This is a genomic window from Streptomyces sp. NPDC030995 (assembly GCF_055571215.1).
The window spans coordinates 1,362-27,614 of the sequence record NZ_JBVIFS010000030.1; the positions used below are offsets into that span (position 1 = coordinate 1,362).

At 71.6% G+C, this 26,253-nt stretch carries 26 protein-coding genes; 15 read left to right on the plus strand and 11 right to left on the minus strand.

Annotated features, from left to right (window positions below; genetic code table 11):
- Positions 1-126 precede the first annotated feature (126 nt).
- The gene (locus ACZ45T_RS31255; RefSeq protein WP_468447226.1) at positions 127-2,568 is read right to left on the minus strand and encodes a SpoIIE family protein phosphatase; all 2,442 of its coding nucleotides are present in this window, start codon (positions 2,566-2,568) and stop codon (positions 127-129) included.
- A 150-nt stretch (positions 2,569-2,718) separates the two neighbouring features.
- On the opposite strand from ACZ45T_RS31255, the gene ACZ45T_RS31260 reads away from it, so the two are divergent.
- The 3 genes from ACZ45T_RS31260 (at position 2,719) to ACZ45T_RS31270 (ending at position 5,374) form a co-directional block, all read left to right on the plus strand.
- Positions 2,719-3,558, plus strand: coding sequence for a class II glutamine amidotransferase (locus ACZ45T_RS31260; protein WP_468447228.1), 840 nt, complete (start codon positions 2,719-2,721; stop codon positions 3,556-3,558).
- A 136-nt stretch (positions 3,559-3,694) separates the two neighbouring features.
- Positions 3,695-4,885: a carboxylate-amine ligase gene (locus ACZ45T_RS31265; RefSeq protein WP_468447230.1), complete on the plus strand. Its 1,191-nt coding sequence runs from the start codon at positions 3,695-3,697 to the stop codon at positions 4,883-4,885.
- A 309-nt stretch (positions 4,886-5,194) separates the two neighbouring features.
- Complete coding sequence (locus tag ACZ45T_RS31270; RefSeq protein WP_468447232.1) at positions 5,195-5,374, plus strand: CsbD family protein; 180 nt, start codon at positions 5,195-5,197, stop codon at positions 5,372-5,374.
- Positions 5,375-5,460: 86 nt separating this feature from the next.
- On the opposite strand, the gene ACZ45T_RS31275 is transcribed toward ACZ45T_RS31270, so the two are convergent.
- From ACZ45T_RS31275 to ACZ45T_RS31290, 4 genes are all read right to left on the minus strand, one after another.
- Positions 5,461-5,949: a flavin reductase family protein gene (locus tag ACZ45T_RS31275; RefSeq protein WP_468447234.1), complete on the minus strand. Its 489-nt coding sequence runs from the start codon at positions 5,947-5,949 to the stop codon at positions 5,461-5,463.
- A 101-nt stretch (positions 5,950-6,050) separates the two neighbouring features.
- A complete protein-coding gene (locus ACZ45T_RS31280; protein ID WP_468447236.1) occupies positions 6,051-6,860 on the minus strand; it encodes a ribonuclease BN in 810 nt (269 codons plus the stop codon).
- Between the two features lie 93 nt (positions 6,861-6,953).
- On the minus strand, positions 6,954-7,406 hold the full coding sequence (locus ACZ45T_RS31285; RefSeq protein WP_468447238.1) for an SRPBCC family protein: 453 nt from the start codon (positions 7,404-7,406) through the stop codon (positions 6,954-6,956).
- Between the two features lie 125 nt (positions 7,407-7,531).
- Positions 7,532-8,278, minus strand: a complete 747-nt coding sequence (locus tag ACZ45T_RS31290; RefSeq protein WP_468447377.1) for a VOC family protein — start codon at positions 8,276-8,278, stop codon at positions 7,532-7,534.
- Positions 8,279-8,534: 256 nt separating this feature from the next.
- Here ACZ45T_RS31290 and ACZ45T_RS31295 point away from each other — a divergent pair, with 256 nt between their 5' ends.
- The 8 genes from ACZ45T_RS31295 to ACZ45T_RS31330 all read left to right on the plus strand — a co-directional run bounded on the left by ACZ45T_RS31295 (position 8,535) and on the right by ACZ45T_RS31330 (position 13,244).
- Positions 8,535-9,224 (plus strand): HemK2/MTQ2 family protein methyltransferase, encoded by a 690-nt coding sequence (locus tag ACZ45T_RS31295; protein ID WP_468447240.1) that lies wholly within the window; start codon positions 8,535-8,537, stop codon positions 9,222-9,224.
- A 43-nt stretch (positions 9,225-9,267) separates the two neighbouring features.
- Entirely contained in the window at positions 9,268-9,465 is a 198-nt protein-coding gene (locus ACZ45T_RS31300; protein ID WP_468447379.1) for a CDGSH iron-sulfur domain-containing protein, read from the plus strand.
- Positions 9,465-10,511 carry an iron-containing redox enzyme family protein gene (locus ACZ45T_RS31305; protein WP_468447242.1) on the plus strand — a complete coding sequence of 349 codons (1,047 nt, stop codon included), beginning with the start codon at positions 9,465-9,467 and terminating at the stop codon, positions 10,509-10,511. The genes ACZ45T_RS31300 and ACZ45T_RS31305 overlap by 1 nt, the downstream gene beginning before the upstream one ends.
- 78 nt (positions 10,512-10,589) lie before the next feature.
- Complete coding sequence (locus tag ACZ45T_RS31310) at positions 10,590-11,132, plus strand: hypothetical protein (protein ID WP_468447244.1); 543 nt, start codon at positions 10,590-10,592, stop codon at positions 11,130-11,132.
- 1 nt (position 11,133) lies between these two features.
- A complete protein-coding gene (locus ACZ45T_RS31315; protein WP_468447246.1) occupies positions 11,134-11,685 on the plus strand; it encodes a hypothetical protein in 552 nt (183 codons plus the stop codon).
- 52 nt (positions 11,686-11,737) lie between these two features.
- The gene (locus ACZ45T_RS31320) at positions 11,738-12,121 is read left to right on the plus strand and encodes a PRC-barrel domain-containing protein (protein ID WP_468447248.1); all 384 of its coding nucleotides are present in this window, start codon (positions 11,738-11,740) and stop codon (positions 12,119-12,121) included.
- Positions 12,122-12,289: 168 nt separating this feature from the next.
- Positions 12,290-12,445, plus strand: coding sequence for a DUF6131 family protein (locus ACZ45T_RS31325; RefSeq protein ID WP_468447250.1), 156 nt, complete (start codon positions 12,290-12,292; stop codon positions 12,443-12,445).
- Positions 12,446-12,761: 316 nt separating this feature from the next.
- Positions 12,762-13,244, plus strand: coding sequence for an ATP-binding protein (locus ACZ45T_RS31330; RefSeq protein ID WP_468447252.1), 483 nt, complete (start codon positions 12,762-12,764; stop codon positions 13,242-13,244).
- 156 nt (positions 13,245-13,400) lie between these two features.
- Here ACZ45T_RS31330 and ACZ45T_RS31335 read toward each other — a convergent pair whose 3' ends face one another.
- Together ACZ45T_RS31335 and ACZ45T_RS31340 are read right to left on the minus strand one after the other, a co-directional pair.
- Positions 13,401-14,219 (minus strand): DUF1206 domain-containing protein, encoded by an 819-nt coding sequence (locus tag ACZ45T_RS31335; RefSeq protein WP_468447254.1) that lies wholly within the window; start codon positions 14,217-14,219, stop codon positions 13,401-13,403.
- Between the two features lie 5 nt (positions 14,220-14,224).
- Positions 14,225-14,674: an SRPBCC family protein gene (locus ACZ45T_RS31340; RefSeq protein WP_468447256.1), complete on the minus strand. Its 450-nt coding sequence runs from the start codon at positions 14,672-14,674 to the stop codon at positions 14,225-14,227.
- 197 nt (positions 14,675-14,871) lie between these two features.
- Between ACZ45T_RS31340 and ACZ45T_RS31345 the strand changes: the two genes are divergently transcribed.
- A complete protein-coding gene (locus ACZ45T_RS31345; RefSeq protein ID WP_468447258.1) occupies positions 14,872-16,017 on the plus strand; it encodes a mechanosensitive ion channel family protein in 1,146 nt (381 codons plus the stop codon).
- 72 nt (positions 16,018-16,089) lie between these two features.
- Here ACZ45T_RS31345 and ACZ45T_RS31350 read toward each other — a convergent pair whose 3' ends face one another.
- The 4 genes from ACZ45T_RS31350 to ACZ45T_RS31365 form a co-directional block, all read right to left on the minus strand.
- Positions 16,090-16,545 carry an ATP-binding protein gene (locus ACZ45T_RS31350; protein WP_468447260.1) on the minus strand — a complete coding sequence of 152 codons (456 nt, stop codon included), beginning with the start codon at positions 16,543-16,545 and terminating at the stop codon, positions 16,090-16,092.
- Positions 16,546-16,626: 81 nt separating this feature from the next.
- Complete coding sequence (locus ACZ45T_RS31355; protein WP_468447262.1) at positions 16,627-17,583, minus strand: anti-sigma factor RsbA family regulatory protein; 957 nt, start codon at positions 17,581-17,583, stop codon at positions 16,627-16,629.
- Positions 17,580-18,062, minus strand: a complete 483-nt coding sequence (locus ACZ45T_RS31360) for an STAS domain-containing protein (protein ID WP_468447264.1) — start codon at positions 18,060-18,062, stop codon at positions 17,580-17,582. Before ACZ45T_RS31360 ends, ACZ45T_RS31355 begins: the two co-directional genes overlap by 4 nt.
- Positions 18,063-18,071: 9 nt before the next feature.
- A complete protein-coding gene (locus ACZ45T_RS31365) occupies positions 18,072-18,998 on the minus strand; it encodes a SigB/SigF/SigG family RNA polymerase sigma factor (protein ID WP_468447266.1) in 927 nt (308 codons plus the stop codon).
- Positions 18,999-19,211: 213 nt separating this feature from the next.
- On the opposite strand from ACZ45T_RS31365, the gene ACZ45T_RS31370 reads away from it, so the two are divergent.
- The 3 genes from ACZ45T_RS31370 to ACZ45T_RS31380 are packed head-to-tail and all read left to right on the plus strand — an operon-like array spanning position 19,212 to position 26,038.
- The gene (locus ACZ45T_RS31370) at positions 19,212-19,556 is read left to right on the plus strand and encodes an STAS domain-containing protein (RefSeq protein WP_468447268.1); all 345 of its coding nucleotides are present in this window, start codon (positions 19,212-19,214) and stop codon (positions 19,554-19,556) included.
- Between the two features lie 42 nt (positions 19,557-19,598).
- Complete coding sequence (locus ACZ45T_RS31375) at positions 19,599-23,618, plus strand: HAMP domain-containing protein (RefSeq protein ID WP_468447270.1); 4,020 nt, start codon at positions 19,599-19,601, stop codon at positions 23,616-23,618.
- Complete coding sequence (locus ACZ45T_RS31380) at positions 23,615-26,038, plus strand: GAF domain-containing SpoIIE family protein phosphatase (protein WP_468447272.1); 2,424 nt, start codon at positions 23,615-23,617, stop codon at positions 26,036-26,038. The genes ACZ45T_RS31375 and ACZ45T_RS31380 overlap by 4 nt, the downstream gene beginning before the upstream one ends.
- The last annotated feature ends 215 nt before the right edge of the window (positions 26,039-26,253 follow it).

A 26,253-nucleotide genomic window follows, 5' to 3' on the forward strand; every position in this document is an offset into this window, starting at 1 on the left:
GGGGGGGTTTTTGGGTGTGGATGGCCCCCCCCCTTCCTTGTTTCTTCAGATCGGGCGGGGGGGGATGGGGACAACCACCCCCTCCCCCCCCCCCCCTCCCCCCCCTCCCCCCCCCCCCGCGCCGGATCACGGGTCGACCGGGACGTGGATGTCCAGAACGCAGATGTCGTCGCGGTTGCCCGGACACATCGCGGCGAGCTTCCGGGCGAGGGCGTCGCCGTGGCCCTCCCGGAGGAGTCGCAGGGTGGCCGCGGCGAGGCGGTCGAGTCCGACGTCGAGGTCCTCGCCCGGTTCCTCCACGAGTCCGTCGGTGTAGAGCAGCAGGCGGTCGCCGGGCAGCAGGTCGATGACGGCCTGCCCGTAGGAGGCGTCGAAGCTGGCGCCGAGGAGGGCGCCCGGCGGCTGCTCGAGGAAGCTCGCCCGGTCGCCCCGGACCAGCAAGGGGGGCAGGTGCCCTGCCCGTACCCAGATCAGGCGCCGGTCCCAGGGCTGGTAGCGGCCCATGACCATGGTGGCGGTGGCGCCGCCGGACGGGTCCGAAGCGGTATGGAGCAGCAGGGTGTTGAGCCGGCGCAGGACGTCGGGCAGGGGCGAGCCGGTGATCGTCATGCCCTTCGTGGTGAACCGCAGCTGGGCCATGGTGCCGACGGCGGCCAGACCGTGGCCCGCCACGTCCCCGACGACGAACAGGGCGCTGGCATCCGGGAGTTCGATGGCGCTGTACCAGTCGCCTCCGACGTTGACCCCCCGGTCGGCGGGGAAGTAGGCGACGTCGATGCACAGGCCGGCCAGTTCCAGGGACTGCTCGGGGATCGGCAGCAGGGTGTCCTGGAGGCGTGCGGCGAGCGCCCGTTCGGCCTGGAGCATGCCGCGCTGGAGGAGGACGGCGCGCTCGCTCTCACGCAGTGCGAGCTCGACGCCGCGCTGCGCGCTGAGGTCCTGGAAGAAGCCGTGCACCTCGACGGGGGTGCCCTCCACGTCCGTCTGGGCCTCGGCGACGATCCGCAGGTGCCGCACGCCGTCGGCGGTGGTGATCCGGAACGGCTGGTCGATGTCCTCCCCGTTGCTCAGCAGCCGCCGGACGGCCGCGCTCAGCTTCGGCAGGTCGTCGGGGAGGATGTGCCGCGGCAGTTCCTCGAGCGTCATCGGCCCCTTTCGGGGGTCCCGGTCGAAGATGGCGTAGACCTGATCGGACCAGGTGATGGTGTCCGTCGCCAGGTTCCAGCCCGCCCAGCCGAGGTTGCCCAGCCGTTGCATGTCGGCCAGTCGCCGTGCCTCCCGCTCGCTGGTGTCGTGGCGGATCCAGGTCACGACCAGGCGGTCTCCCAGCCTGGAGGCCCGTGCCGAGTAGACGGACCGCCGCGGGACGCCTGCGACCACCTCTTCGTAGGTGAAGGGCTCGCCCTCGTACCCGGTGCCCGTGGTGAGCGTATCCAGGTACCCGTCCCACAGCGGGGTGCCCGCCACGGTCGGGTACGTTTCCAGGATCCGGCGGCCGATGAGCTCCTTGCCGCGCCGCCCGGCGACGTCCACCGACTCGGGCGCCGCCGCGTCGATGCGGTAGTCCTCCACCTCGCCGGTCTCCGAGCGCAGGGGGGTGAGCAGGGTCGCGGGTCCGGCCAGCGCGTCCAGGATCCGCTGGACGGCCGCCACGTCGACGTCCGCTCCCTCGCCGTCGCCGTCGCGGGGCCGCTCCGGCATCCCCAGCGGCCCCGCACACAATCGGGCCGCCCGGCGCAGCAGCGCCCTGGTGTCGGCCGCGAAGGGGCCCGGCTGCGTCCGCAGGAAACCGATGGCCGCCTTCGGGGGCCCGTCGTGGGGTACGGGGAGCCAGGCGCGCGAGGGCCACCGGTCCGGCGGGTCCCCGATGAGCAGGTAGCGGCGGGCGTCCTGCACCGGGTCCTCCAGCCACAGGGCCCGCCGCCCGGCGATCGCCTCGTGGGCGGCGATGCCGGTGAGCGGGGGGACGTGGCGCCATTGCTCGGCCAGCGCCTCGTCGACGCCGGCGCGGCCGGTCAGCTCCAGGCTTCCGGCGGACATCAGGGAGTAGATCATCACCGCGTCCACGCCGGCGGCCCCGCCGAGCACGGTCCGCAGCAGCTCCGCGATGTCGTCACCGCAGTGGGCCGCCGCCAGGCCGTCGGCGAGCCGGGCCAGGGCCGGGCGCGGTGCGGACCCACCGGCGCGAGGGCCCGCGGGACGGCGCCCTGCGCCGAAGGCCGAGGCGGCCGGTTTCCTCCCCGCGGGGGCGGCTGTGGGCGCGGCGGGCGGGGCCGGGGGCGAGGTTCCGGGCGGCGGGTGCGGGCGGATCTGCCCCAGCGTGATCCAGCACTCCTCCAGGAGGGTGCCGCCCCGCTCGCGAGCCCGGTCGAGGAGCATCTCGTAGGCCGTGTCGGCGGATACTCCTGCCCGGGCCATCAGGACGCCCCTGGCCCGCTCCACGACGGCCTCGGTCGCGGCGACGCCTTCCAGGTCCGCGACTTTCGATCGCAGCCTGGCCACCACCTTGGCGAGCGCCAGTACCTCGGGTCCGGCGCCCTCACCCGTAGGCGCGGCATCGCCCTTCACCCCTTGAGCATGGCACGGCCGTCCTCAGGGCGCGCCCAGGTGTGGGGGCCCGGCCCGGGCGGCCCGGCGCGCGCGCCCTGAAGCAGCGGAGGTGCGGGGTTACGCTCGGAGCAGGCCGCGAAGGGAGCGGTGCGGAAGGGGATGGTGTGCATGTGCCGCTGGCTCGCCTACTCGGGCTCGCCCATGCTCCTCGACGCCGTGCTCTACCGCCCCGAGCACTCGCTGATCAACCAGAGCCTCCACGCCCGGATGGGGGTGGAGTCGACCAATGGGGACGGCTTCGGCCTCGGCTGGTACAGCGCGGACGGCGATGGCACGCCCGCGGTCTTCCGCGACATCGGACCGGCCTGGAACAACCGCAACCTGCGCGAGCTCGCGGCGCACGTCCGCTCCACCCTGTTCTTCGCGCACGTGCGTGCCTCGACGGGCTCGGCCGTGCAGCAGACCAACTGCCACCCCTTCCGCCACGGCCGCTGGCTGTGGATGCACAACGGAGCCATCGCGGATTTCCCCCGGTTGCAGCGTGACCTCTGCATGGCCGTCGACCCGGCGCTCTTCCCGTCCATCGAAGGGTCCACCGACTCCGAGGTCATGTTCTACCTGGCGGTCACCCTCGGCCTCGACCAGGACGTCCCGGGCGCGGTGGCCCGTATGGCGGGCCTGGTGGAGTATCTCGGCAAGCAACACGGCGTGCCGGATCCGCTCCAGATGACGGTGGCGGTCAGCGACGGCGAGCGGGTCTGGGCCTTCCGCTACTCCAGCCAGGGGCACTCCCGGTCGCTCTTCTACAGCAGCCGCGCAGAGACCGTCCGCCACCTCCACCCGGAGGTGCAGTACCTCCAGGAGATCTCCGATGAATCCCGCATCGTGGTCTCCGAACCGCTGGGGGACCTGCCCGGTGTGTGGAACGAGCTTCCCGAGGCCAGCTACGCGGTGATCCCGTCCGGCCGGGACACGGACTACCTCCCCTTTGTCCTGGAGCCGCCCTGAAGGCAGACCGCTGCCGACCCCGCGTGAGCGCCGGTCTGAGGGGTATGCGCTGCTTGAGCCGAATGCGTGATCGATTACCCGGCCCATGATGTGCCCGGCCCGGGCCATCGGCCTCGATCGACGGAGGCGCCTTGCGATGACACTGACCGTACCCACCCCGGCTGCCGCCGGCCGCGAAGGAGCGACCGGCGCGTCCACCGTGCCGCAGGAGCACCTCCCCGGCGGGGCCGCGACCCTGACCATGGGAGTCGAAGAGGAGTTCCTGCTCGTCGACCGCAGCACCCGTGCACCGGTGGGCCGAGGACCACGCGTCATCGAAGCCGCCTCGCGCACGCTCGGCCCCCTGGTGCAGCCGGAGTTCTTCACCGCCCAGGTGGAGGTGTGCACCAGCCCCACGGCGAGCCCCGCCGAGCTCAGGGCCCAGCTGGCCTGGCTGCGGGGCGAGGTGGTCCGCGCCGCGGCCGCCGAGGATTGCCTGGTGCTGGCTACCGGTACGACCGTCACCGCCCCGGAGCATCCCCTGACCGTCACCTGCGACGAGCGCTATCGAAGGATGGCTTCGCGCTTCGCCCCGGTCCTCGGGAACTACGACTGGGCGGTGTGCGGATGTCACGTCCACATCGGGGTGAACGGCAGGGCGGAGGCCCTCGACCTCGCCAACCGGATGCGCCCGTGGCTGCCCTCGCTCCAGGCGCTCGCCGCCAACTCCCCCTTCGACCGGGGCCGGGACACCGGATACGCCAGTTGGCGGGCGGTGGAGCACGCCCAGTGGCCCACCGTGGGGCCCGCCCCGGTCCTCGACGAGGCGTCGTACGAAAGGGTCGCCGACGCGCTCGTACGGAGCGGTACGGTGATGGACCGGCGGATGATCTACTGGTACGCCCGCCCCTCCGAGCACGTCCCGACCCTCGAGATCCGTGTCGCCGACGTGAACGCCCGCATAGACACCGTCGTACTCCTGGCGGTCCTCGTACGGGGACTCGCCGCCACCCTGCTCACGGAGGCGGCCGAGGGCGTTCCCGTCCCGGCCCTGGAGCCCGCGAGGCTGCGCGAAGCCCACCGGCGCGCGGCCGCGCACGGCCTGGACGGCTACGGCCTCGATCCGGTCAGCGGGGCCTTGATACCGACCTGGGCCCTGCTCGCCCGGCTGCGCGAGCGGGCCGCGCCGGGTCTCGCCGACGCCGGCGACCTGCCCCTGGTGGACGCCCTCCTCGACCGCGTACGGGTCGAAGGCAACGGTTCGGCTCAGCAGCGGGTCGCCCACCGCCGGCGCGGACGGCTGAGCGATGTGGTGGACAGCCTGGCCGAAGCCGTGGCCGCCGCCTGACGTAGGAGCCGTTTGCCGCGGAACGGTCCGGGCAGACGCCGGAACATGCCGGAACGCAGAGAGCCGAAGCAAAGGAGCTCCGTGAACCCCATGGAGTCGACCACCACGCCGGAACCCGAAGGCCCCGGGCCCACTCCGGGGAGGCCGGATCCGGTACCCCGCGAACCGGTACCACCGAGTCCCGGTCCCAAGCCCCGTGACCCCCGTCCGGCCCCTGACCGGCCCCCGCCCGGCGATCCGCCCGCAGTACCGGAACCGCCCGACTGAACGAGCGAACCCCCCGGCACCCTTCCAGGAAGGAACCCCGTCATGAGCAAGGCAAAGGCAAAGGCCAAGCAGGTCAAGGGCAAGATCAAGGAGAGCACGGGCGACGCCATCGACGACAAGCGCATGCAGGCGGAGGGCGGCGCCGAGCAGATGAGCGGCAAGGCCGAGGAGATGGCGTCGAAGACGTCGGACAAGATCAAGAAGTCCACCCGCAGGTCCTGACCGCGTCCCGACCCGACCCACGAAGTGCCCCGCCGGGCAGTGACCCGGCGGGGCACTTGCGTACAGGCGGGCGGCCGCGCCGGGGCTCAGGCCGGGTGCCCCGGTGTGAGGTCCTGGACGTCGCTGAGGAGCAGCAGGGGCGGCCGCAGAGGGCCGGGAGGGCCGTGCTCGACGGGCGAGAGCAGGAATCCGACGTGGTCTCCGCCGTCGACCTGCCCTTCGATCCGGCCGAGGAACCAGGCGCACGCGTCATCCAGGACCGGCGCGGCCCCGTGGGACGGCCGCCGCCAGGCGATGTGCTCGAATTTGTCGATCTCGTCGCCGGTCCGGCTCCCGAAGAGCTCCGCCGTCCGCTTCTGATCGTTCCGTAGGGCGTGCACCGCGAGGTGGGACGCGTTGCGAGCGATCCGGTATGTGCGGTTGGCGACGGAGAGCCACACCATGAAGCGCGGCGGATCGATCGAGCACTGGGAGGCGAAGCCCACCAGGCAACCGGCTCGCTCGTCCCCGGCCGCCGCCGTGACCACGTACATCGGATAGTCGAGTACGCCGGTGAACGCATCCAGCTTTCCCACGATCAGGCTCCTGCCTCCACACCGCTCCGGTGCACCGCCACGGCGTCAGGCCAACGCTATCCCGCGTGCGCGCGTGACCAGGGAGCGACGCGAAAGACCTGTCACCGGCCGAGGTCCGCCGGGGGCGTCCGGCGCAGCAGCTCGTCGTGGAGCAGCCGGCCGACGAGGGCGCCCCCGAACACGACGACGCCGACACCGACGAGCCAGGTCTGGATGACGAGGACGGTGCCGAAGGGGCCGTATGTGACGGCATTGGACGCGATCAGCGGTGAGAAGACGAGCCGGGAGAAGATCCGCAGCCCGAGCAGTCCGAGCATGGTGGCCACCGCCCCGGGTAGGAGGGCGGTCCACGAGACCCGGTCGCCGAGCAGCAGCCGCTGGGACCACCAGAAGAAGAGGGTTCCGATCGCCACCGTGACGTAGCCGCGGGCCGGCGACTCGCGCCACGGCGGCGTGATCACCGAGAGGTAGAGGACGCCGACCAGCACGCCCAGCCACACCACGTGACGCCATCTGGCCCACCAGCGGGCCGGGGGCAGGTCCCAGACCCTCTCGTAGCCACTCTGCATCACCGTGCCGAAGGACAAGCCGAATACGGCGAGCAGCGCGAGCCCGAACGCCGTCGTGGTCCGCCAGGCCTGGCCGGGCAGGGCGAAGAGCCGCTCGATCTCCGCCTTGGCGGCCGGCGAAACACCGAGCCCGTCTCCCAGCCATTCTGCGAACCCCTGCCCGCTGCGCGTATCCGCCGCGGACACGACGATCAGGAGGGGTACCAGCGTCAGAAACCCGAGTGCGGCGAAGCCCAGGGCACGTTGCCACAGCTCCAGGTCCCGGACGCGGGCCCAGCGGCGTCCGGCCCGCGCACGGCGGATCGTGCTCGGTATCCGCCCGAAGGGTGACGTGACGCGCATGGCCGCTCCCGCTGCTTTTCCCACGGTAGGACCCCCGGATCCGGGAATCCACCGCGGCCGGGGTGGGCGGCCGCAGCGGCGAGGACCACCGCGTCAGGTACGGCGGGCCCCCGTGCGGTTCTGCTCCACGACCCGGGCCAGGCGGGCCAGCATGCCGCGGTGCCGGAGCTGGAGCAGCACTTCGATCGCGGGGTTGTGGAGGGCACCGCCGATGCCGCGCAGGGGGTGCTCGTCGCAGACGACGAGGGTCTCCTCGCCCCACGGCCGGAGCTGTAGGAAGATCCTCGCGGTGCCCAGCGCATGGAACGAGGCCTCCAGCTCCAGCTCCCTGCCGGGCACCCCGTGGCGCACGGTCGTCACCCCCTCGGCCGACCAAGGACCCAGCCGCACGGTGTAGCGCAGCCGCGAGCCGACCTCGGGCCAGGCCTGGTCGAGCGGCGTGGACTCGGACGGGCCCACCACCCACTCCCCGTACATGGTCGGATCGGCCAGCACCGCCCACACCGCCTGCGTGGGACGGCGGATCAACCGATGACGGACGGCCATGAGTGGAGTCCTCCTGCCGGGCGGACCGAGTTCGCTTCGCCGACGGTGGTGTCAAGGTCATGGTGCGCGCACCCGAACCACCGTGCATCTCGTGTCCGCCGGGATGGAGGGGACGTCCGGCCGGGTCAGGGCGGCGGGTCCTGGGGTGCGACCACGGTGAAGAGGGCCCCCTCGGGATCGGCGAGAACGACCCACCGGCTGGAGCTGGACGTCTGTACGGGTGAGGCGGTCCTGCCCCCCAGCCGGACAGCGGCTCCGACCGCCGTCTCCAGGTCGGGCACGCGGAAGTGGACGTGCCAGCGGGGGCGGACCTCGGGGTCCGGGGCCGCTTCGAGCGCGCCGCCGCTGATGCGGGAGACGGTGTCGTGGCCGTGGCGCAGGACGACGTGGTCGTGCTCGTAGGAGATGGTGCAGCAGCCGAGACGCTCGCCGCCCCAGTCGAGGACCTCACCGTAGAAGATGGCTGCGGCGAACGCGTCGCGGGTTCGCAGTTCCAGCCAGGCCGGGGCGCTCCCGTGGCCCACCGACCAGTCGGGGACGACCTCGCCCTGCCAGAAACCGAAGACGGCCCCGGCGGGGTCCGCCGCCAGGGCGGCCCTCCCGGCGCCGAACGCCAGGGGGCCCACCGCCATGGTGGCGCCGCGTTCACGGATCCGTGCGGCGGTCACGTCGGCGTCCTCGACGGCGAAGTACGGCGTCCACACCACCGGTACGCCGGCACTTCCCGCGAGTGCGCCGATGCCCGCGACGGGGGCCCCGTCGCGGAAGGCGACCATATTGCCGTCGCCGGGATCGCCGGGATCGGCGGGACGGAAGTCCCAGCCGAGGACCGCACCGTAGAACCGCTGGGCGGCATCAAGATCCCGGGCCAGCAGGCTGACCCAGCACGGGGCACCGAAGATCTCGTGGCTCGATGTCGACACAGCTGCCAGCCTCATCTGCCGCTCGCGGGGGAGGGAACGCTTCCACCGTAGACCGGGCGACGGCGCCGGGCCGTGAGGCGATTCCGTCTGTTCCTCTGAAGATCGGCGGAATTCCGGCTGAGGTGCTTCGGTCGGGGCAGCCGCACGGTGTCGTCAATTTCCGCGGCCCGTCCCAGAGGGCCGCATTCGATCCCGGAGGTACGCGGTGTCCAGTACAGCGGTTTCGACCTCGGGCACGCTGCCTGCCGACCTGATCGCGCTGCCGGGTGTCTATCGGCCCCAGGCCGATACCCGCTTCCTCGCCGAGGCGCTCGCCCATGAGGACGTCGGCCTGCGGACTCACGCGCTGGAGATCGGCACGGGCACCGGGGCACTGGCCCTGCAGGCCGCCGGCAGAGGAGCCCGCGTCACCGCGGTCGACGTCTCCTGGCCCGCCGTGGCCACGGCGCGCCTGAACGCACTGCGTCAGCGACTGCCCCTGCGCGTCCTGCACGGCGACTTCGCCACACGCACCGCCGGGCGCCGCTTCGACCTCGTCGTCGCCAATCCGCCGTACGTCCCGGCCCCGGGGGCCCGGCTCCCGTCGCACGGGCCGGAGCAGGCCTGGGACGCCGGTCCCGACGGGCGCTGGGTCATCGACCGGATCTGTACGAGTGCCCGGGCACTGCTGCGTTCCGGCGGGGTCCTGCTCATGGTGCATTCGGGCATGTGCGGGCCCGAGGAGACCGTGGCCCGGCTGACCGGGGTGGGGCTGGCCGCGGGGGTCACGGCGAGGACTTCCGTGCCGTGGGGCCCGGTCCTGCGTTCGCGACGGGCCTGGCTGGAGCGTCAGGGCCTGGCGGGCGAAGGCGACGAGTGGGAAGAGCTGGTGATCATCCGTGCCCAGTGCCTCTGACAGTGCCCCGTCGCGGGCCTCCGTACGGGCGGACGCCCGCCGGATGTCCGTGGATCCGCAGGGCCCGGTCCTGATCGAGGGACCGGTCGAGATCGTCCTGGACGACGGAACGGTCGCCCGGTCCGACCGCTTCATGGTCGCGGTGTGCACCTGCCGCCGCAGCCGTACCTACCCCTGGTGCGACACCAGCCACCGCCGTCGTGAGCGAGCCGACGCGCCGCCCGAGGAGAGGAACCCGTGATGACCGCTCCGAGCGCGAGCCCGAGCACGAGCCCGAGCACGACGGCGACCGTCACCGGCCCCCGCCTCGTCGAGGAGCGGGGCGAGCTGTCCGGAGCCGTGACCCAGGCCCTGCGCTCGGGCGGCCCGCCGGTGTACGCCCCCGGATCCGTACTGAAGGCCGACCCGTGGGGGGAAGACCTCCAGCTCGCGCTGTACCTGCTGTACGAGTTGCACTACCGCGGCTTCCACGGCGTGGACGACGAGCGGGAATGGGACCCGGACCTGCTGGGGCTGCGCCAGTCGTTGGAAACCCGCTTCCTGCACGCCCTGCGCGCCGAGCTGACCGGCGCCTCCCGCTCGGTCGAGGAGGCCTTCGCCCCGCTGCTCGTCGAGCCCGTGGACCTCTCCGGCAGCCTCAGCCACCACCTCGAAACCGAGGGCGCGCTCTGGCAGTTGCGGGAGTACGCGGCCCTGCGCTCCCTCTACCACCTCAAGGAGGCGGACCCGCACGCCTGGGTCATCCCCCGGCTCACCGGCCGCGCCAAGGCCGCCATGGTGGCCATCGAGTACGACGAGTTCGGCGCCGGCCGCGCCGACCGCATCCACGCACGGCTCTTCGCGGACCTCATGGCCGACCTGGAGCTTGATACCGCGTACGGCCGGTACCTGGACCACGCCCCGGCGCCGCTGCTCGCGACCGTGAACCTGATGTCCCTCTTCGGGCTCCACCGCGCCATGCGCGGCGCTCTCGTCGGCCACTTCGCGTGCGTCGAGGTCACCTCGTCGCCCGGGTCCAGGCGCCTGGCCAAGGCGATGCGGCGCTGCGGGGCCGGACCTGCCGCCGAGCACTTCTACGCCGAGCACGTCGAGGCCGACGCCGTCCACGAACAGGTCGTACGCCACGAGGTGATCGGAGGCCTGCTGGCCGACGAACCGGACCTGGAGGCCGACATCGCCTTCGGGTGCGCGGCGACGGTCCTGCTGGAGGACCGTCTCGCGCACCACATCCGAGAGGCCTGGGACCAGGGGCGCAGCGCGTTGCGTTCGCCCCTGCCCGAGGCGTGACGGCAGATGGGTTTGGCCGGCGGCGGGGTGGGCAGCCGCGCCAATGCATACGGAAAGGCCCCAGAACGGAGGCCGCACATGTCAACAACCACGCTGATAGTCATCATCGTCGGCGCTGCACTCGTGGTGATCGCGCTCACCGTGGTGCTGGCCATGCTGGCGCGACGACGACGCCTGCGCAGCCGGTTCGGACCCGAGTACGAGCGCGCGGTCGAGGAAGAGGGCGGCAAGCTGGCCGCCGAGCGCGACCTGCGTGCCCGCGAGGAACGGCACGACAAGCTCGACATCAAGGAGCTGCCCCCCGAGCGGCGACGCCAGTACGCCGAGGAGTGGAGCGGGGTCCAGGAGCACTTCGTGGACCGGCCCGAAGGCTCGGTGTCCGAGGCCGACGCGCTGGTGTCGCGGCTGATGACGGAGCGCGGCTACCCCACTGAGGGGTACAGCGGTGCCGTCCGCGACCTGTCGGTCGAGCACGGACGCACGCTGGAGCACTACCGGGCCGCGCACGGCGTCAAGGAACGCAGCGGAAGCGGGCAGGCGACGACGGAAGAGCTTCGCGGGGCCATGGTCCATTACCGGGCTCTGTTCGAGGAACTGCTCGCCGACCAGAGGAGCGGGTGACATGCAGATCTACGGTGACAAGGAGGGGCGGGCCACCGAGCCCGGCCTGACCACGGAGGACCTCGCACATCCGGGTGCGGGAGGCGGACGCGAGGCACCGGCCTATCCGGGTGAGGCAACTCGCGGCGACGACGAGGAGTTCCGGGACGAGGAAACCCGGGACGAGGAAACCCGGGACGAGGAGATCCGGGATGAGGAGACCGGGGCCGATGAGACCCCAGTAGAGGAGAGCCCGGCCGAGGAGACCGGGGCCGAGCAGGGGGTCGAACCGGCCGCCGGTGAGACCGGGCCGCTTCTCGGCACCGACGAGGCGGAGGAGTACCGCAGGGCATGGAGCGAGATCCAGGGCCGGTTCGTCGACGACCCGCAGGCCGCGGTCAGGTCGGCGGACACCTTGGTGGCCGAGGTCATGCAGACCCTGGCCGGCACGTTCTCCGCGCACAAGCAGGGGCTGGAGGGTCAGTGGGACCGTGGCGAGCAGGTGGCGACGGAGGACCTGCGGCTGGCTCTGCAGCACTACCGCTCGTTCTTCAACCGCCTCCTCAATACCTGAGGGCGGCGGTGCGACCACCCTGCCACAGTCCTACCGGAGGAGATGTTTTCGCGTGACTGAGCATGTGTGGAGCTACCCGCAGTCATCGGGCCACCTGGCGGGGGCCGACCTCACCGGGTACAAGGTCGAGGCGACCGACGGCGAAATCGGCAAGGTGGACAAGCACTCCTACGAGGTCGGTGACGCCTACCTGGTCGTCGACACCGGTGTGTGGATCTTCGGCAAGGAGGTCCTCCTCCCGGCGAGCACGGTGTCCCAGATCGACTTGCAGGAGGAGAAGGTCTACGTGAACCGCACGAAGGACCAGATCAAGGGCGCCCCCGAGTTCCACCGGGACAAGCACCTGGGTGACGCCGCCTACCGGCAGGAACTGGGCACCTACTACGGCATCGGAGGCCTGCCCGGTGACGGCCCGGTCGGCAGTCACCGCGCGTGAGGCGGGCTCCTGCGGTGCCGAGGTCTGAGCGGTGCGTTTCTTGCCGCTCAGCAGAGGATGAGGTGACACAGCACTGATAAGGGCGGAATTCGAGGGTAAGCGCCATGTGAGGTGCCACGGCGGATCCAACTGTTCCGCCGAATTCCCAACGTGAGAACGAGGGGCATCATGATTCTCGTCGGAGTTGTTCTTCTGATCGTCGGTTTCCTGACCGGAATTTCCATCCTGTGGACCATCGGCATCATCCTGCTCGTGGTGGGTGCTGTGCTGTGGATCCTGGGCTCGGTCGGGCACGCGGTCGGCGGCCGGCGCCATTACTGGTAGCCGGTGGGCCCACGCCGGACACGGGAGGCCCCCGGCGACGCGGCGCGGGACGACCGGCCGTACTCGCAGGAGCCGGCAGGCTGGGGCGGGACCGCTGATACAGCGGTCCCGCCCCAGCCTGTCGGCTCCTGTCTGTTGTACAGGTGAGTTCGGTGGCCCCGTACTCCGTTGGCGGTGTTCACGTGTCCGGGCGACGAGGGCGGGCATACGCGACATCGGGGACGACGGACGCAGGTCGGCCGGTCTGGGCGGCTCGCAGACGGAGCCCCCTCCCTCCATCCAACACAGCAGCGTCAACGGTCGGGGTGAGACCACAGTGGACACGACAGGAACAGCCGCCGGCGATCCTCGGCGTGCGGGAGTGCCGGTCGCGGGCCAGTCCCGCCGACTCGCCCTGCGCAGTGTCCGGGGCGCGGTCGCCAAGGGACGTGCCTTCACCCGCCAGACCTTGCGGGACTGGGGATGGGACCGTCACGAGAGCGCCGAGGACGCCGTGCTCGTCGTCTCCGAGCTGGTGACCAATGCGGCTTTGCACGCGAGTGGCTGCCACGAGCTCGTACTGACCGCCGGTGAGGCTCTGCGCATCGATGTGCTCGACGGCGCGAGGGTGCTGCCACGGCCGCGGGCCGTGCCCCGGCCGGGCGTCCCAGGCGGCCACGGCCTGCACATCGTGCAGCGGCTGTCCGACCGGTGGGGCTCCTACGCCCACGCCACCGGCAAGGTCGTCTGGGCGGAGATCGAGGCCTCCCGGCTGGCCACCGGGCGCCGGGACCACAAGGCCCCGCCCCCCGGAGGCTGAGCCTGCGGGGGGCGGGGCGGGACGTCCGGCTCCCGGGCGCCGCGCGGGAGATCGAAGTCGGGCAGGGAAGTCGGGCAGGGTGGTTACGGCGATGCCGTCGGTGTTCTTGCCCGCCGGTGCTCCGGCCGGGCCGCCGTCGAGGAACGCCGACGGGGATCAGACCTCGCGCCACCGGGCCATCGCCCAGGAGAACACCCCGAAGAGCACCAGCCCCACGGCGACCGTGACCAGGAGCCACGGCCCCGCCCCGGTGTGGGCGAACGACCTCAGGGTGTCGTCGATCCCCTTCGCCCGCGCGGGGTCGTACTGCACCGCCGCGTACACGACGAAGCCGCCGACCGCCGCGAACAAGATCCCCCGGGCCACGCCGCCGGTCACCCCGAGGAAGTCGACGACCTTGCGCCACCGTGCCGAGACCCCGCCCATGTCGAGGTGCTTGCGGAAGGTGAGTCGCGCCGCCTGCACCGCGATGACCACCCCCGCGACGCCGATCGCGAGCCCGGCGGCGCCCACCAGCCACTGGCCGGCGGGCAGATCCAGCGCCTTCGCCGTCACATCGCGCGACTGTTCGTCTCCGGAGCGTCCGCCGCCCGCCGAGAACGTGAACACGGAGAAGGCGACCACGGCGTAGAAGACGCACCGGCCCGCCGAGGACAGCCGCTTCGTGAGCTTGTCGCCCTCCGGTCCGGCCGCGCCGAACACCGCCTCCGACAGACGCCACAGCATCATGCCCACGAGCCCGATGCCCACGGCCCAGATGAGGACACCGCCGAAGGGCTTTCCCGCGAGCTCCTGGAGGGCGCCCTGACGGTCGGCTTCCGTGCCGCCGCCGCCGAAGGCGATGCGTACGGCCAGGATCCCGATCAGCACGTACAGCACCCCGCGCGCCACCAGCCCGCAGCGCGCCGTGACCTCCCGGAATCCGCCGCCCCGCGATGCGGCTCGGGCCCCCTTGTCCGCGGTACGGCTTCTCACCGCGATCAGACCTCGCCGCGCCAGGCGCCCGTCTCGACCCCGCGGGACTCGATGAACAGCTTGAACCGCTTCAGATCACCCACCACCTGACGCCTGACGAAGCCGAGCTTGTCGGCGGCCGCCTCGGCCAGACCGTCGGGCACCCAGTTCATGTGCAGGACGACCTTGGTGGTGGTCGCGTCGATCGGCTCGAAGGTGACGAGCCCGGCCTGGCGGGCCTCGCCGTCGACCGTCATCCACGCGACACGCCGGTCCGGGAGCTGCTCGGTGATCTGCGCGTCGAACTCGCGCTGCACACCGTTCACATTCGTCACCCAGTGGGTGAGCGTGTCCGTGCGCTGGTCGATGCGTTCGACCCCCTCCATGAAGGCGGGGAACTCCTCGAACTGCGTCCACTGGTTGTAGGCGGTGCGTACGGGGACGTTGACCTCGACATACTCCTCGACGTGCGACATGTGCATCCTTCCGTGTCGTCGGCAGCCCGCACCCTGAGGTGCGGGTCGTCCGTCAGGACGTCTCGCGGCGCGGCTACCCGCCCCTGACGGGCCCATGCACGGGCCCGAGAGCCCGGCGGTGCGTGCGCCCTTGTGTCAGCTCCCTCCCGTGGGGCAGGCGCGTGCGGGTCCATGCCGCCTACATCCGCCGAGGACATATGAACAGCGCTCTTCTCTTGCCGACCGTCCTGGGGGGCTCGATCCTGGTCACCGTCGTGGCCGGATGGGCCGTCGACCTGGTGTTGCGCCGAGTCGACGCACGACACCCCGAAACGCCCCTGTGGAACCTGTTGCGGCGCTGCCGCCGCGCCCTGCAGATCGTGCTGCTCGCCGCGCTGCTCACGGGCAGCTACCGGCAGATCGCATGGCCGCCGCTGCACGACAACGCGGCCACCGTCGGTCGGATCCTCTCGCTCGCCCTGATCGGTGCGGGAGCCTGGCTGATCGTGGCGGTGGCCTCCGCCGTCGTCGAGTCGGGGTACGCCCGCTACGCCACCGGTACCCGCGACCCGGCCCGGGTGCGCCGCGTCCGCACCCAGGTGACGCTGATCATGCGGGTCGTGACGGTCGTCGTGGCCGTCGTCGCCGCCGCCGCGATGCTCCTCGCCTTCCCGAGCTTCCGCACGCTCGGCACCTCCCTGCTCGCCTCCGCCGGGATCATCGGCATCGTGGCCGGCGTCGCGGCCCAGTCCACCCTCGGAAACCTCTTCGCCGGCTTCCAGATCGCGTTCGGCGACATGGTGCGCATCGGCGACACGGTCGTGGTCGCGGGCGAGTGGGGGGTGGTCGAGGACATCACCCTCACGTTCCTCGCCGTACGCACCTGGGACGAACGCCGGATCACCATGCCCGTCTCGTACTTCACCACCCGCCCCTTCGAGAACTGGTCCCGCGGCGGCGTCCAGATGACCGGCACCGTCTTCCTCCACTGCGACCACAGCGCGCCCGTCGACCTCATGCGCGACAAGGTCCACGAGATCCTGGGCACCTGCCGGGAGTGGGACGGCCGCGGCTGGGACCTCGCCGTCACGGAGACGACGCCCTCCACCATCGTGGTGCGCGCCATCGTCACGGCCAAGGACGCCGACGACCTGTGGACGGTGCGCTGTGCCGTACGGGAGCAGCTGATCGGCTGGCTCGCGGAGAAGCACCCGGACGCCCTGCCGCGCATCCGCGTGCGCACGGCGCTACCGGTGCCGGGCCAGGGTGTGTACGAGGACGATCAGCGCGAAGGCGATGACGAGCAGGTGCACCCAGGCGGGGCCGGGCGCCGGGGCCAGGGACAGAGCGGTGAGCTGATGTGAGTTCATGATGCGCGCTTGCCCGCGGCGGCCGGATTGACGCTTCCTGCCAAGGACGCCAGGAGCGGCGGCCGTTCATCGCCCCGCGGGCCTGCCGGACACCAGCCGGGACGCCTCGACCTCGGCCCAGACCGTCTTGCCCTGTTCATGCGTCTGCGCGCCCCAGCGATCGGACAGGCGCTCCACGATGTAGAGACCGTGGCCGCCCGGGATGCCGCGCTGCGGGGCCGGGTGGCGGCGGGGCAGCGTCGTCGTGCCGTCGCGCACCTCGATGCGCAGGCAATCCCCGGCCGTGAGCACGAGTTCGTGACAACCGTCCGCGTGCAGTGACGCGTTGGTCAGCAGCTCGGACACGAGGAGCAGGGTGTCCTCGGCGGTCTCCGTCCCGTCCCAGCCCCAGTCCCGCAGGGCCTGACGCGTGAAGTCGCGGCCCTTGGCCACGATGCCGCGGACGCCCGCCAGGGCGAGCCGACGGCGCTGTCCCCCGGCGGGAAGGCCGGCACTCACGGGATCGCCGGTTTCCGGACCCATGGTCTCCACTGTGGTCTCTCACCCCCACGTTGCACTGGTCTTTGCTCTCGTACCCCGTGACAGTCTAGGGGGCGGCCGGTCTCAGGGCGTTGCCAAGTGGAGTCGCAGCGTGAAGCCGCTCTCCGTGGCGCGGACCTCGACCAGATCACAGAGTTGGTGGATCATCCACAGACCACGGCCGCCCCGGACCGATGCCAGGGACGGGCGGCGGCGCCCCGCCAGGGGGTCGGCCAGGCGGCCGGTGTCGCGGATCTCGGCGACGACTCCCGCCCCGGGGCCGGCGGTGGTCCACAGCCGGAGGGTGCCCTTCCCGCCCCCGTGGGAGAGGGAGTTGGCCGCTGCCTCGCTGATGGCCAGGATGAGGTCGCCACGCCGCGCCGGGGTCAGGGCCGTGGTGCGTGCCCAGCCCTCGGCGTGCTCGCGCACCTCGGCCAGCCCTCCGTGGGAGTAATCGAGCCGGGACACCTCGCCGCCGTGTTCGGGCAGGGGGAGATTGCAGTCCGCGGAGACCCACGAGGCGTCGGTGTAAGCCGGGCTCAGCAGGTTTCGGCCCTTCTCGATCAGCGTGGGGTGCGTGCGCCGGGCGTCGGTCACCACCGCGGGCGCCAGCCCCCGTACGTCGTACGGGCACAGGATGGTCGCCGGCCGGCCGGCGAAGGCCGTGTTGATGAGGGCCTCGTGACGGGTGGCCTCCAGCACCTCGGCGGGGGAGCGGCCGGGCCAGATCGGCTCGCCGACGATCCGGGCCGCGCGGCCCGCGTGCCGGTCGGCGAAGTCCTGCAAGGCGGCCAGAATGCGGCCGGGGTTGCGGCCCAGCTCCGTCATGTCCGTCCAGACGATTTCCGCCGCGCTCTCGCCGAGGCTCTCGCGCAGGGCGTCCAGGTGCGGGCCCGGCACGGCGACGAGGACCGGTTCGTCGGCCGACAGGGCGCCACGTACGAAGGCACCGACCCCGGCCAGGTACTCGGCCAGATCCCGGTAGAAGAGGGCGGGATGGACGAAGGCCCCGGGCCCGGCGGGCGCAGGAACAGTGATCATGCTGCGACCTCCAGCGCGGCGCATTCGTCCGGGAACATCTCCACTACCTTGCGGAGCGAGTACGGCGGGTCGTGGAGCAGCAGGCGCCGCCCCTGCCCGCTGAGGGCGGCGGAAGCCCGTACCAGGGCGGCGACTGCTGCCATGTCGAGAAAGGCCACGGCGGAAAGATCGAGATGGACGACGGGGCCGGGAATCCCGGTCACGACGCCGAGCGCGGCGGCCAGGGCATGCCTGGTGTCGAGGTCGCAGCTGCCGCTCAGGCGTGCGCCGGGGCGGTCCTGCAACGGCAGGGCGGTCAGCCGCGTCGTTGCGCCCGCTCCCGTGCCCGTGCCCGTGCCGGTGCCCGTTCCCGTGCCCGATCCTGTTCCCGTCCGCGTCTCCGCGCACCGCGCGACTGCGTCCGCCCCCACCCCGTCGTGCTGGTTCGCTTGCGAGCCGACGGGGGAGGCGGAGCGGTCGTTTCGGTGGAGGGACGTCATGGCCCGGGCCTACACCGTGAGCATGCCGTCGCGCAACCGGGCCAGGGTCCGGGACAGGATGCGGGAGACCTGCATCTGGGAGATGCCCAGTTCGGCGCCGACCTCGGCCTGGGTCTTCTCCTCGCCGAAGCGCATTTGCAGGATGAGCCGGTCGCGCTCGTCCAGTTGCTCCAGCAGGGGTGCGAGGGTGTGGAACTCCTCGAAGAGTTCCATGGCGGGGTCGACGTCGCCGAGGCGTTCCGCCAGCGGTCGGGTCCTCGGGGCCGTCGTGGACGGCGCGTCGCTCTCCGCGCCTGCGGCGTCGAGAGAACCGCTCGTGTAGCCGTTCGCGGCCACCAGCCCGTCGATGACCTCGTCCTCGGACAGTTCCAGGTGCCGGGCGACCTCCTTGACCGTCGGCGCCCTGCCCAGGACGTCGGTCAGGGCCTCCTGGGCCTTGGCGAGCTCCACGCGCAGTTCCTGGAGGCGCCGCGGGACGTGCACGGCCCAGGTGGTGTCGCGGAAGTAGCGCTTGATCTCGCCGGTGATGTAGGGGAGGGCGAGGGTGGAGAACTCGACCTCGCGCTCGAGGTCGTAGCGGTCGATGGCCTTGATGAGGCCGATGGTTCCCACCTGGATGATGTCGTCCATGTCGAGACCGCCACCGGCCGTCCGGGAGCGGAAACGTCGCGCGGCGAACTGCACGAGGGAGAGATTCATCTCGATCAGGGTGTTGCGCGTGTACTGGTACTCGCGCGTCCCCTCTTCCAGGGTGCGCAGCCTCCCGAAGAAGAGCCGCGACAATGCGCGTGCGTCGCCGGGCGCCATCTCACGGGCGTTCTCCACCCGGAACAGGTCCTCGTCCTGCGTTGGCGCTCCCGCGGTGCCTCGGTCACATGCAGGGACGTGCGCGTCTGTTGCACGAATGGGCCCTATGGTGCTGGCCGAGCGAGACATGGTGGCCGCTCCCTCCCGATTGACTGACGGCTGCCGGGGCCCTTCTGCCCCGACTTCGCGGTTCTACACACCATCGTGACATCGGTCTCCTCGTCGAGCCGTGCCGTGCGGCCGAAGGGGCGGGCGCCCAGCCGGGGGGCGGCCGCACCGGCGGAACGAGCAGGCATACTCCCTTGAGGAGGACGTACAGGTGGCGAATCCGGGGAGGCGGACATGACTGGAGCAAGGGACGCACACCCGCGAGGTGTGGTCGGGGACGGCTACCAGGCGGGGGCAGGGTGGGTGGTGTCGGCCCACGGAGAGCTCGACCAGGACACGCTGGCTCCCCTTGAGGAGGCTCTCATCTCCGCCGCCGGCCGGCACCCGCTGGTGGTTCTGGACGCCGGCTCCATCACCTTCGGTGATTCCTCCTTCCTGAACCTGCTTCTGCGGCTGCACCACCTCACCGTCCTGCGTATCGCCGCCCCCGGAGAGCAGCTGCGACGGCTCTTCGCCGTGACCGGTGCCGATACGGTCCTCTCTCTGCACGTGAGTGTCGAGGACGCCCTCGGGGCGTGAACTCGCGCGGGGAGCGGTTGCTATCGAGAGTGAGGTTGGCGGATGGCCGAGCGGTCGGGAACGGATTCACTGAGCGGGGTGCCACCGTTGCCGGGTGAGAGAGGCATCGGCGAGTCGGAGCTGCGCCAGTTGCTGGCCGGGCTGACCGCCGTACGCGACGGCGATTTCCGCACCCGGCTGCCCGATGCGGCGGACGGGCTGCTCGGGGAGATCGCCACCGTCTTCAACGGGATGGTCAACCAGCTGTCGCTGTTCACCTCCGAGGTGACCCGGGTGGCCCGCGAGGTGGGCACCGAGGGCGCGCTGGGCGGTCAGGCCGACGTACCGGGAGTCGGGGGCGCCTGGCTGGACCTCACGGATTCGGTCAACTTCATGGCCGGAAACCTCACGGCCCAGGTGCGTTCCATCGCCCAGGTCGCGACCGCCGTGGCCAAGGGCGACCTCTCGCAGAAGATCACCGTCACCGCCCGCGGGGAGATCCTGGAGCTGAAGGAGACCATCAACACGATGGTCGACCAGCTCTCCGGGTTCGCCGGGGAGGTCACGCGGGTGGCCCGTGAGGTCGGAACCGAGGGCCGGCTCGGAGGTCAGGCGGACGTCAAGGGCGTCTCCGGTACGTGGAAGGACCTGACGGAATCGGTCAACGTCATGGCCGACAACCTGACCGCTCAGGTGCGCTCGATCGCCGAGGTCACCACCGCCGTGGCCCAGGGCGATCTGACGCAGAAGATCCGGGTGGACGCGCGGGGGGAGATCCTGGAGCTGAAGGAGACCATCAACACGATGGTCGACCAGCTCTCCGCGTTCGCCGACGAGGTGACGCGGGTGGCCCGCGAGGTCGGAACCGAGGGCAACCTGGGCGGCCAGGCCACGGTCCGGGGGGTCTCCGGCACCTGGAAGGACCTCACCGACAACGTCAACGTCATGGCGTCCAACCTGACCGGTCAGGTGCGGTCGATCGCCCAGGTGGCCACCGCCGTCGCCCGCGGCGACCTCTCGCAGAAGATCGTGGTGGAGGCGAAGGGCGAGGTCGCCGCGCTGGCCGGGGTCATCAACACGATGGTCGACACGCTGTCCGCCTTCGCCGACGAGGTGACCCGGGTGGCCCGTGAGGTGGGCACCGAGGGCCGGCTCGGCGGCCAGGCACAGGTTCCCCATGTGGCCGGCACCTGGAGGGACCTCACCGACAACGTCAACTCCATGGCGAACAACCTCACGGGCCAGGTCCGCAACATCGCCCTCGTCACGACGGCCGTCGCCAACGGCGATCTGTCCAAGAAGATCGACGTGGACGCCCGCGGGGAGATCCTGGAGCTGAAGACCACCATCAACACGATGGTCGACCAGCTCTCCGCCTTCGCCGCCGAGGTCACCCGGGTCGCCCGCGAGGTCGGCAGCGAGGGCCGGCTCGGCGGCCAGGCCGAGGTCGAGGGCGTCTCCGGCACCTGGAAGCGCCTGACCGAGAACGTCAACGAGCTCGCCGGCAACCTGACCCGCCAGGTCCGGGCCATCGCCGAGGTCGCCAGCGCGGTCGCCGAGGGCGACCTGACCCGCTCGATCACGGTCGACGCCTCGGGCGAGGTCGCCGAGCTCAAGGACAACATCAACGCGATGGTCGGTTCGCTGCGGGAGACCACCCTGGCCAACCAGGAGCAGGACTGGCTCAAGTCCAACCTGGCCCGCATCTCCGGCCTGATGCAGGGCCACCGGGGCCTCGCCGCCGTCGCCGAACTCGTCATGGACGAGCTGACTCCGCTCGTCGCCGCCCAGTACGGCGCCTTCTACCTCGCCGAGGACGGCCCGGGCGGCACCGTGCTCACCCTCGTGGGCTCCTACGGCCGTCCCGCCAACGCCAAGGAGGGCACCGGGTTCGCCCTGGGCGAGTCCCTCGTCGGGCAGGCGGCCCGCAGCCACCGGATCATCGCCACCAACCAGGTCCCGGGCGACTACGTCATCTCCTCCGGGCTGGGCCACACCACCCCGGGCAGCCTGATCATCCTCCCGATCGTGGTGGACGACCAGGTCCTCGGAGTGATCGAACTCGCCTCCTTCACCGCCTTCACCCCCGTACACCGCGACTTCCTCACCCAGTTGATGGAGACCATCGGCGCCAACGTCAACACGATCGTCGCCAATGCCCGGACCGACGAGCTCCTCGGCGAGTCCCAGCGGCTGACCGGCGAACTCCAGGCCCGCTCGGAGGAACTCCAGGTCCAGCAGGAGGAACTCCAGCGCTCCAACGCGGAGCTGGAGGAGAAGGCCGCCCTCCTCGCCAGCCAGAACAGCGACATCGAGGCCAAGAACCTGGAGATCGAGCAGGCCCGGCAGGAACTGGAGACCCGCGCACAGCAGTTGTCGCTGGCTTCCACCTACAAGTCCGAGTTCCTGGCCAACATGAGCCACGAGCTGCGGACACCGCTCAACAGCCTGCTCATCCTGGCCCAGTTGCTCGCGCAGAACCCCACCCGCAACCTCAGCCCCAAGCAGGTCGAGTACGCGGGCATCATCCACTCGGCCGGCTCGGACCTGCTCCAACTGATCAACGACATCCTCGACCTGTCGAAGGTCGAGGCCGGGAAGATGGACATCAATCCGGAGCGGGTGGACCTGCCTCAGCTGCTCGACTACGTGGACGCCACCTTCCGGCCGATGACCGCCCAAAAGAGCCTCGACTTCACCGTCACCACCGCCCCCGGCGCCCCCGACGACCTGCTCACCGACGACTCGCGGCTGCGCCAGATCCTGCGCAACCTGCTGTCCAACGCCGTCAAGTTCACCGAGCGCGGCGGCGTCGAGCTCCGCATCGAACGGGCCACGGCCCCCGAGATCCCCGCCGGGCTTCGCCGGCGCGGGCCCATGCTGGCCTTCCGCGTACGGGACACTGGCATCGGCATCCCCGAGCAGCAGTTGGAGTCCGTCTTCGGAGCCTTCCAGCAGGCCGACGGCACCACCAGCCGCAAGTACGGCGGCACCGGCCTCGGGCTCTCCATCAGCCGCGAGATCGCCCAGCTCCTCGGCGGGGCCGTCACCGCGGAAAGCACACCCGGCCAGGGCAGCACCTTCACCCTCTACCTGCCGGTCAGGCGCGAGGACTACGAGGGCGCCCCGCACACCGACGCCCCTGTGACGCGTTCGTCCGGCCACACGTCCGGGGCGGCCGACCCGGGCCGTCCGGACATGCCCGTGCTCCCCGCGCAGCGGCGGGCCCGCCGCCTGCTGGTGATCGAGGAACGGCCGAACGGCCTGCTCTCCCTCGTCGCCGAGAGCGCCGGCCGGGACATCGCCCGAGGCCACCAGCCGGCGGGGGAGCGCGGCGCCGTCCAAGTGGTCAATGCCACCAGCTCGCGGGAGGCCGCAGCCGCCCTGGCATCCGACTCCTTCCACTGCGTCGTCCTGGAGCTGGACATGCCCGACGGCGAAGCGCTGCGCTTCCTCGGCGCGCTCGACGGAGACCCGGCCCTCTCCTCGCTCCCCGTCCTCGCCCACAACAACCCCCAAAGCAGGAACGGTCAGGAGGGTGCCCTGCGGGAGCGGTCCGCATCACGCCACGTGGAACTGCTGTCCAGCCTGGACGAGCTGCGGGAACGCATCGCGGTCCACTTGTCCGCCGAGCAGCCGGGGGACGTACTGCCCCTCGTACCGGGCGACACGCAGCGGCAGCAGGCCGCCCACGTGCTCGACGGAGACCTGGCCGGACGCACCGTCCTCGTCGTCGACGACGACGCACGCAACCTCTTCGCCCTCAGCGGGGTCCTGGAGCTGCACGGCATGCGCGTGCTCCACGCCGAGGACGGCCGCAAGGGCATCGACACCCTCACCCACAACGCCGGTGTCGACCTCATCCTGATGGACGTGATGATGCCCGAACTGGACGGCTACGCCGCCACCGCCGAGATCCGGCGGATGCCGGCGTACGCGGACCTGCCCATCATCGCCGTCACCGCCAAGGCGATGCCCGGGGACCGGGAGAAGAGCCTCGCCGCGGGGGCCAGCGACTACGTGACCAAGCCGCTGGACGCCGACGACCTCATCGCCCGCGTTCGGCACTGGCTCACCCGATGACCGGGCACACAGCACGGCACGACGATGCGCACCCGCGGGGAACGGCGGTCGGCGACCGGGCCGCGAGCGCCATCCCGCACCAGGCCCCGACCCCGTTGGGGCGCCTCGTCGCCACCGTCGAACGGCTGCGCCGGGAGGTGCTGGAGGCGCAAGCGGCCGCCGACGGCCGGGCCTTGGTCGAACTGGCCAAGGGCATCTTGATCGGGCAGCTGAACTGCACCCCGGCCGCGGCGGCACGGCAGCTCGACGTGCTGTGCCGCGACAGCGGGATGTCCCCCCTCGAACTCGCCGCCGACATCGTCAACCAGGCCTCCCGCGACCACGTCAGCGAGATCGCCGCCGCCTTCGTCGAGCGCACCGGTACGGCTGACGACCCGGCCGAGCAGCAGTCCACGGTGTCGGTCCGGCTGCGCACCGCCGAGAGCGGCATGCTGGCCGCCGAAGCCGACACCCAAGCAGTGGCCGAGTCCCTCCTGACGAACGCGCTGGGCCCCCTGGGAGCGGTCGCCGTCGCCGTGTGGACCGCGGTGCCCGACGGCTCGCTGGCCCTCTCCGGACACGCCGGTTTCCCGCCCGGGGAGGCCGCCCGCTGGCGCCACGTACCCCCGGGCGTCTCCACCGTCGGCCGCCTCGCACTGCGGGAGCGCCGACTGGTCACCCTCGCCCGCCTCAAACGCGAAGGGCTGCCCTCGATCGGCCACCTCCAGTGGCCCGACGGCGGCCGGATGGCCGTACCGACGGGGACGGGCGGACGGATCCTCGGCGTCCTCGAAATCTGCTGGCCGCAGCCCCTGGCGCCACAGACACCGCAGATCGAACGCCAAGTCGAGGCCCTCGCCGAGCTGTGCGCCCGCACCATGGACGCCGCGCCCCCGCGCGACCTCACGGCCACCGAGGCGGTGCTCCCGGACGTGGCGGAGCTCATCGACCTCGCCGAGGGACTACAGGATCCGGCCGTGGTGCTCACTCCGGTCCTCGACCCCGAGGGCCGGCTCAGCGACTTCCGGATCCGTCACGCCGGCAGCCGGTTCGTCGACCCGGTGGGACGGCCGCGCGGTGATGTCAACGGTGCGCTGCTGCTCGAGGCCTATCCGATGGCCGCCGGCGAGAGCGGGCTGTTCGACATCATCGAGCGCGTGCACGCGACGGGCGAGCCGTTCAGGGCCGAACGCATGAGCCTGACCGGGCTCGTCGACCAGATCCCGCTCACGTCGGTCGCGGACATCAGCGTCAGCCGTCACGGCGCCGCCGTCCTGCTGATCTGGCGGATCGAGGACGAGACGGCCCGGCTGGCCAACCTCCTCCAGCATGCCCAGCGCCTGGGCCGCATCGGCGGTTTCGAGGAGAACCTCGCCACCGGAGAGACCACCTGGAACGCGCAGCTCTACGCGCTTCACGGACTCCCGGCCACCGCGCCCCCCGTACGGCTGCGGGAACTGCCCGACCACGCCCATCCGGACGACTCCGGCGCCCTGGGCAGCTTCCTGCGGGCGGTGCTCCGCTACCGTCGCCCCGCCTCCGTCAATTTCCGCCTCCGCAGGCCCGACGGAATCACCCGCCACATCCGGGTCGTCGCCGAGCCCGTCCTCGACGCGGAGCAGCGGCTGCACGCCGTGCGCGGCGCGTACCAGGACATCTCCGCCCAGCACTGGACCGAGGTCGCGCTGGCCGCGACCAGGGACCAGCTCGCCCACACCGAGGCCGAGTCCGCCGAACGCAACCGGCTGGCCCTCCAGCTCCAGCACGCCATCATGCCGCCCACGCCACCGGCCATCGAGGCCCCGGGCCTGCGGGTCGCCGTCCGCTACCGGCCGGCGGAGACCGAGTCGCTCGTCGGCGGCGACTGGTACGACACCGTGGTCCTGCCCTCCGGGCTGATCATGCTGTCCGTGGGTGACGTCGCCGGTCACGGCATCGAGGCGGCCACCGGCATGGTCGTGCTGCGCAACGCCCTGCGGGGCCTCGCCGTCACGGGCGCGGGCCCCGCCCAGTTGCTGTCCTGGCTCAACACGGTCACCCACAACCTGGCCAAGCACGTGACGGCCACCGCCGTCTGCGGCCTCTTCGATCCGAGCACCAGGGTGATGCGCTGGGCGCGTGCGGGGCACCTGCCGCCCGTACTCGTCCGCGGGGGCGAGGCCGACGCCTTCCCGCTCATCGAGGGCCTGCTCCTCGGAGCTCTGCCCGATGTCACGTACGTCGAGCGCGAGGTGCAGCTCGAACGGGACGACACCCTACTGATGTTCACGGACGGGTTGGTCGAACGGCGGGACTCCTCGGTTCAGGACTCGCTCGGTCATCTCGTGAACGCGGCGGCCACCGGGGCCGGGGATCTGGACGGGCAGTTGGACCGCCTCCTCGCCGAGAGCCGGTCCGACACGGATGACGACACGTGCCTGATCGGCATCCAGGTCGGCTGAAGCCCGGGCGATCGTTGGGAGGCCCGACGGTGGTGGGGGCGCGACGGTGGTAAAGGCGCGACGGGGTGTCGCACGGGCGCGGGTCCGGTGCACTGCCGTGTGCCAACGCGCGACCACGTGCGCGCCGTTGTGACGGCCCCGCCGGTTTCCTTAGCGTGCTGGACGCAGGTCCGGTGGGGGAGCGTGGAGTCGCTGCCGGACCCTCGTACTCACGG

What these genes read in the sequence shown, in the direction of transcription:
- ACZ45T_RS31350 (WP_468447260.1), bottom strand. Translation starts at nt 16,545, where the DNA reads ATGGGTCCGGAAACCGGCGATCCCGTGAGTGCCGGCCTTCCCGCCGGG.
- ACZ45T_RS31280 (WP_468447236.1), bottom strand. Translation starts at nt 6,860, where the DNA reads ATGCGCGTCACGTCACCCTTCGGGCGGATACCGAGCACGATCCGCCGT.
- ACZ45T_RS31285 (WP_468447238.1), bottom strand. Translation starts at nt 7,406, where the DNA reads ATGGCCGTCCGTCATCGGTTGATCCGCCGTCCCACGCAGGCGGTGTGG.
- ACZ45T_RS31345 (WP_468447258.1), top strand. Translation starts at nt 14,872, where the DNA reads ATGAACAGCGCTCTTCTCTTGCCGACCGTCCTGGGGGGCTCGATCCTG.
- ACZ45T_RS31355 (WP_468447262.1), bottom strand. Translation starts at nt 17,583, where the DNA reads ATGATCACTGTTCCTGCGCCCGCCGGGCCCGGGGCCTTCGTCCATCCC.
- ACZ45T_RS31340 (WP_468447256.1), bottom strand. Translation starts at nt 14,674, where the DNA reads ATGTCGCACGTCGAGGAGTATGTCGAGGTCAACGTCCCCGTACGCACC.
- ACZ45T_RS31370 (WP_468447268.1), top strand. Translation starts at nt 19,212, where the DNA reads ATGACTGGAGCAAGGGACGCACACCCGCGAGGTGTGGTCGGGGACGGC.
- ACZ45T_RS31300 (WP_468447379.1), top strand. Translation starts at nt 9,268, where the DNA reads ATGTCCGTGGATCCGCAGGGCCCGGTCCTGATCGAGGGACCGGTCGAG.
- ACZ45T_RS31310 (WP_468447244.1), top strand. Translation starts at nt 10,590, where the DNA reads ATGTCAACAACCACGCTGATAGTCATCATCGTCGGCGCTGCACTCGTG.
- ACZ45T_RS31260 (WP_468447228.1), top strand. Translation starts at nt 2,719, where the DNA reads ATGTGCCGCTGGCTCGCCTACTCGGGCTCGCCCATGCTCCTCGACGCC.
- ACZ45T_RS31325 (WP_468447250.1), top strand. Translation starts at nt 12,290, where the DNA reads ATGATTCTCGTCGGAGTTGTTCTTCTGATCGTCGGTTTCCTGACCGGA.
- ACZ45T_RS31305 (WP_468447242.1), top strand. Translation starts at nt 9,465, where the DNA reads ATGACCGCTCCGAGCGCGAGCCCGAGCACGAGCCCGAGCACGACGGCG.
- ACZ45T_RS31315 (WP_468447246.1), top strand. Translation starts at nt 11,134, where the DNA reads ATGCAGATCTACGGTGACAAGGAGGGGCGGGCCACCGAGCCCGGCCTG.
- ACZ45T_RS31265 (WP_468447230.1), top strand. Translation starts at nt 3,695, where the DNA reads ATGACACTGACCGTACCCACCCCGGCTGCCGCCGGCCGCGAAGGAGCG.
- ACZ45T_RS31365 (WP_468447266.1), bottom strand. Translation starts at nt 18,998, where the DNA reads ATGTCTCGCTCGGCCAGCACCATAGGGCCCATTCGTGCAACAGACGCG.
- ACZ45T_RS31375 (WP_468447270.1), top strand. Translation starts at nt 19,599, where the DNA reads ATGGCCGAGCGGTCGGGAACGGATTCACTGAGCGGGGTGCCACCGTTG.
- ACZ45T_RS31360 (WP_468447264.1), bottom strand. Translation starts at nt 18,062, where the DNA reads ATGACGTCCCTCCACCGAAACGACCGCTCCGCCTCCCCCGTCGGCTCG.
- ACZ45T_RS31270 (WP_468447232.1), top strand. Translation starts at nt 5,195, where the DNA reads ATGAGCAAGGCAAAGGCAAAGGCCAAGCAGGTCAAGGGCAAGATCAAG.
- ACZ45T_RS31380 (WP_468447272.1), top strand. Translation starts at nt 23,615, where the DNA reads ATGACCGGGCACACAGCACGGCACGACGATGCGCACCCGCGGGGAACG.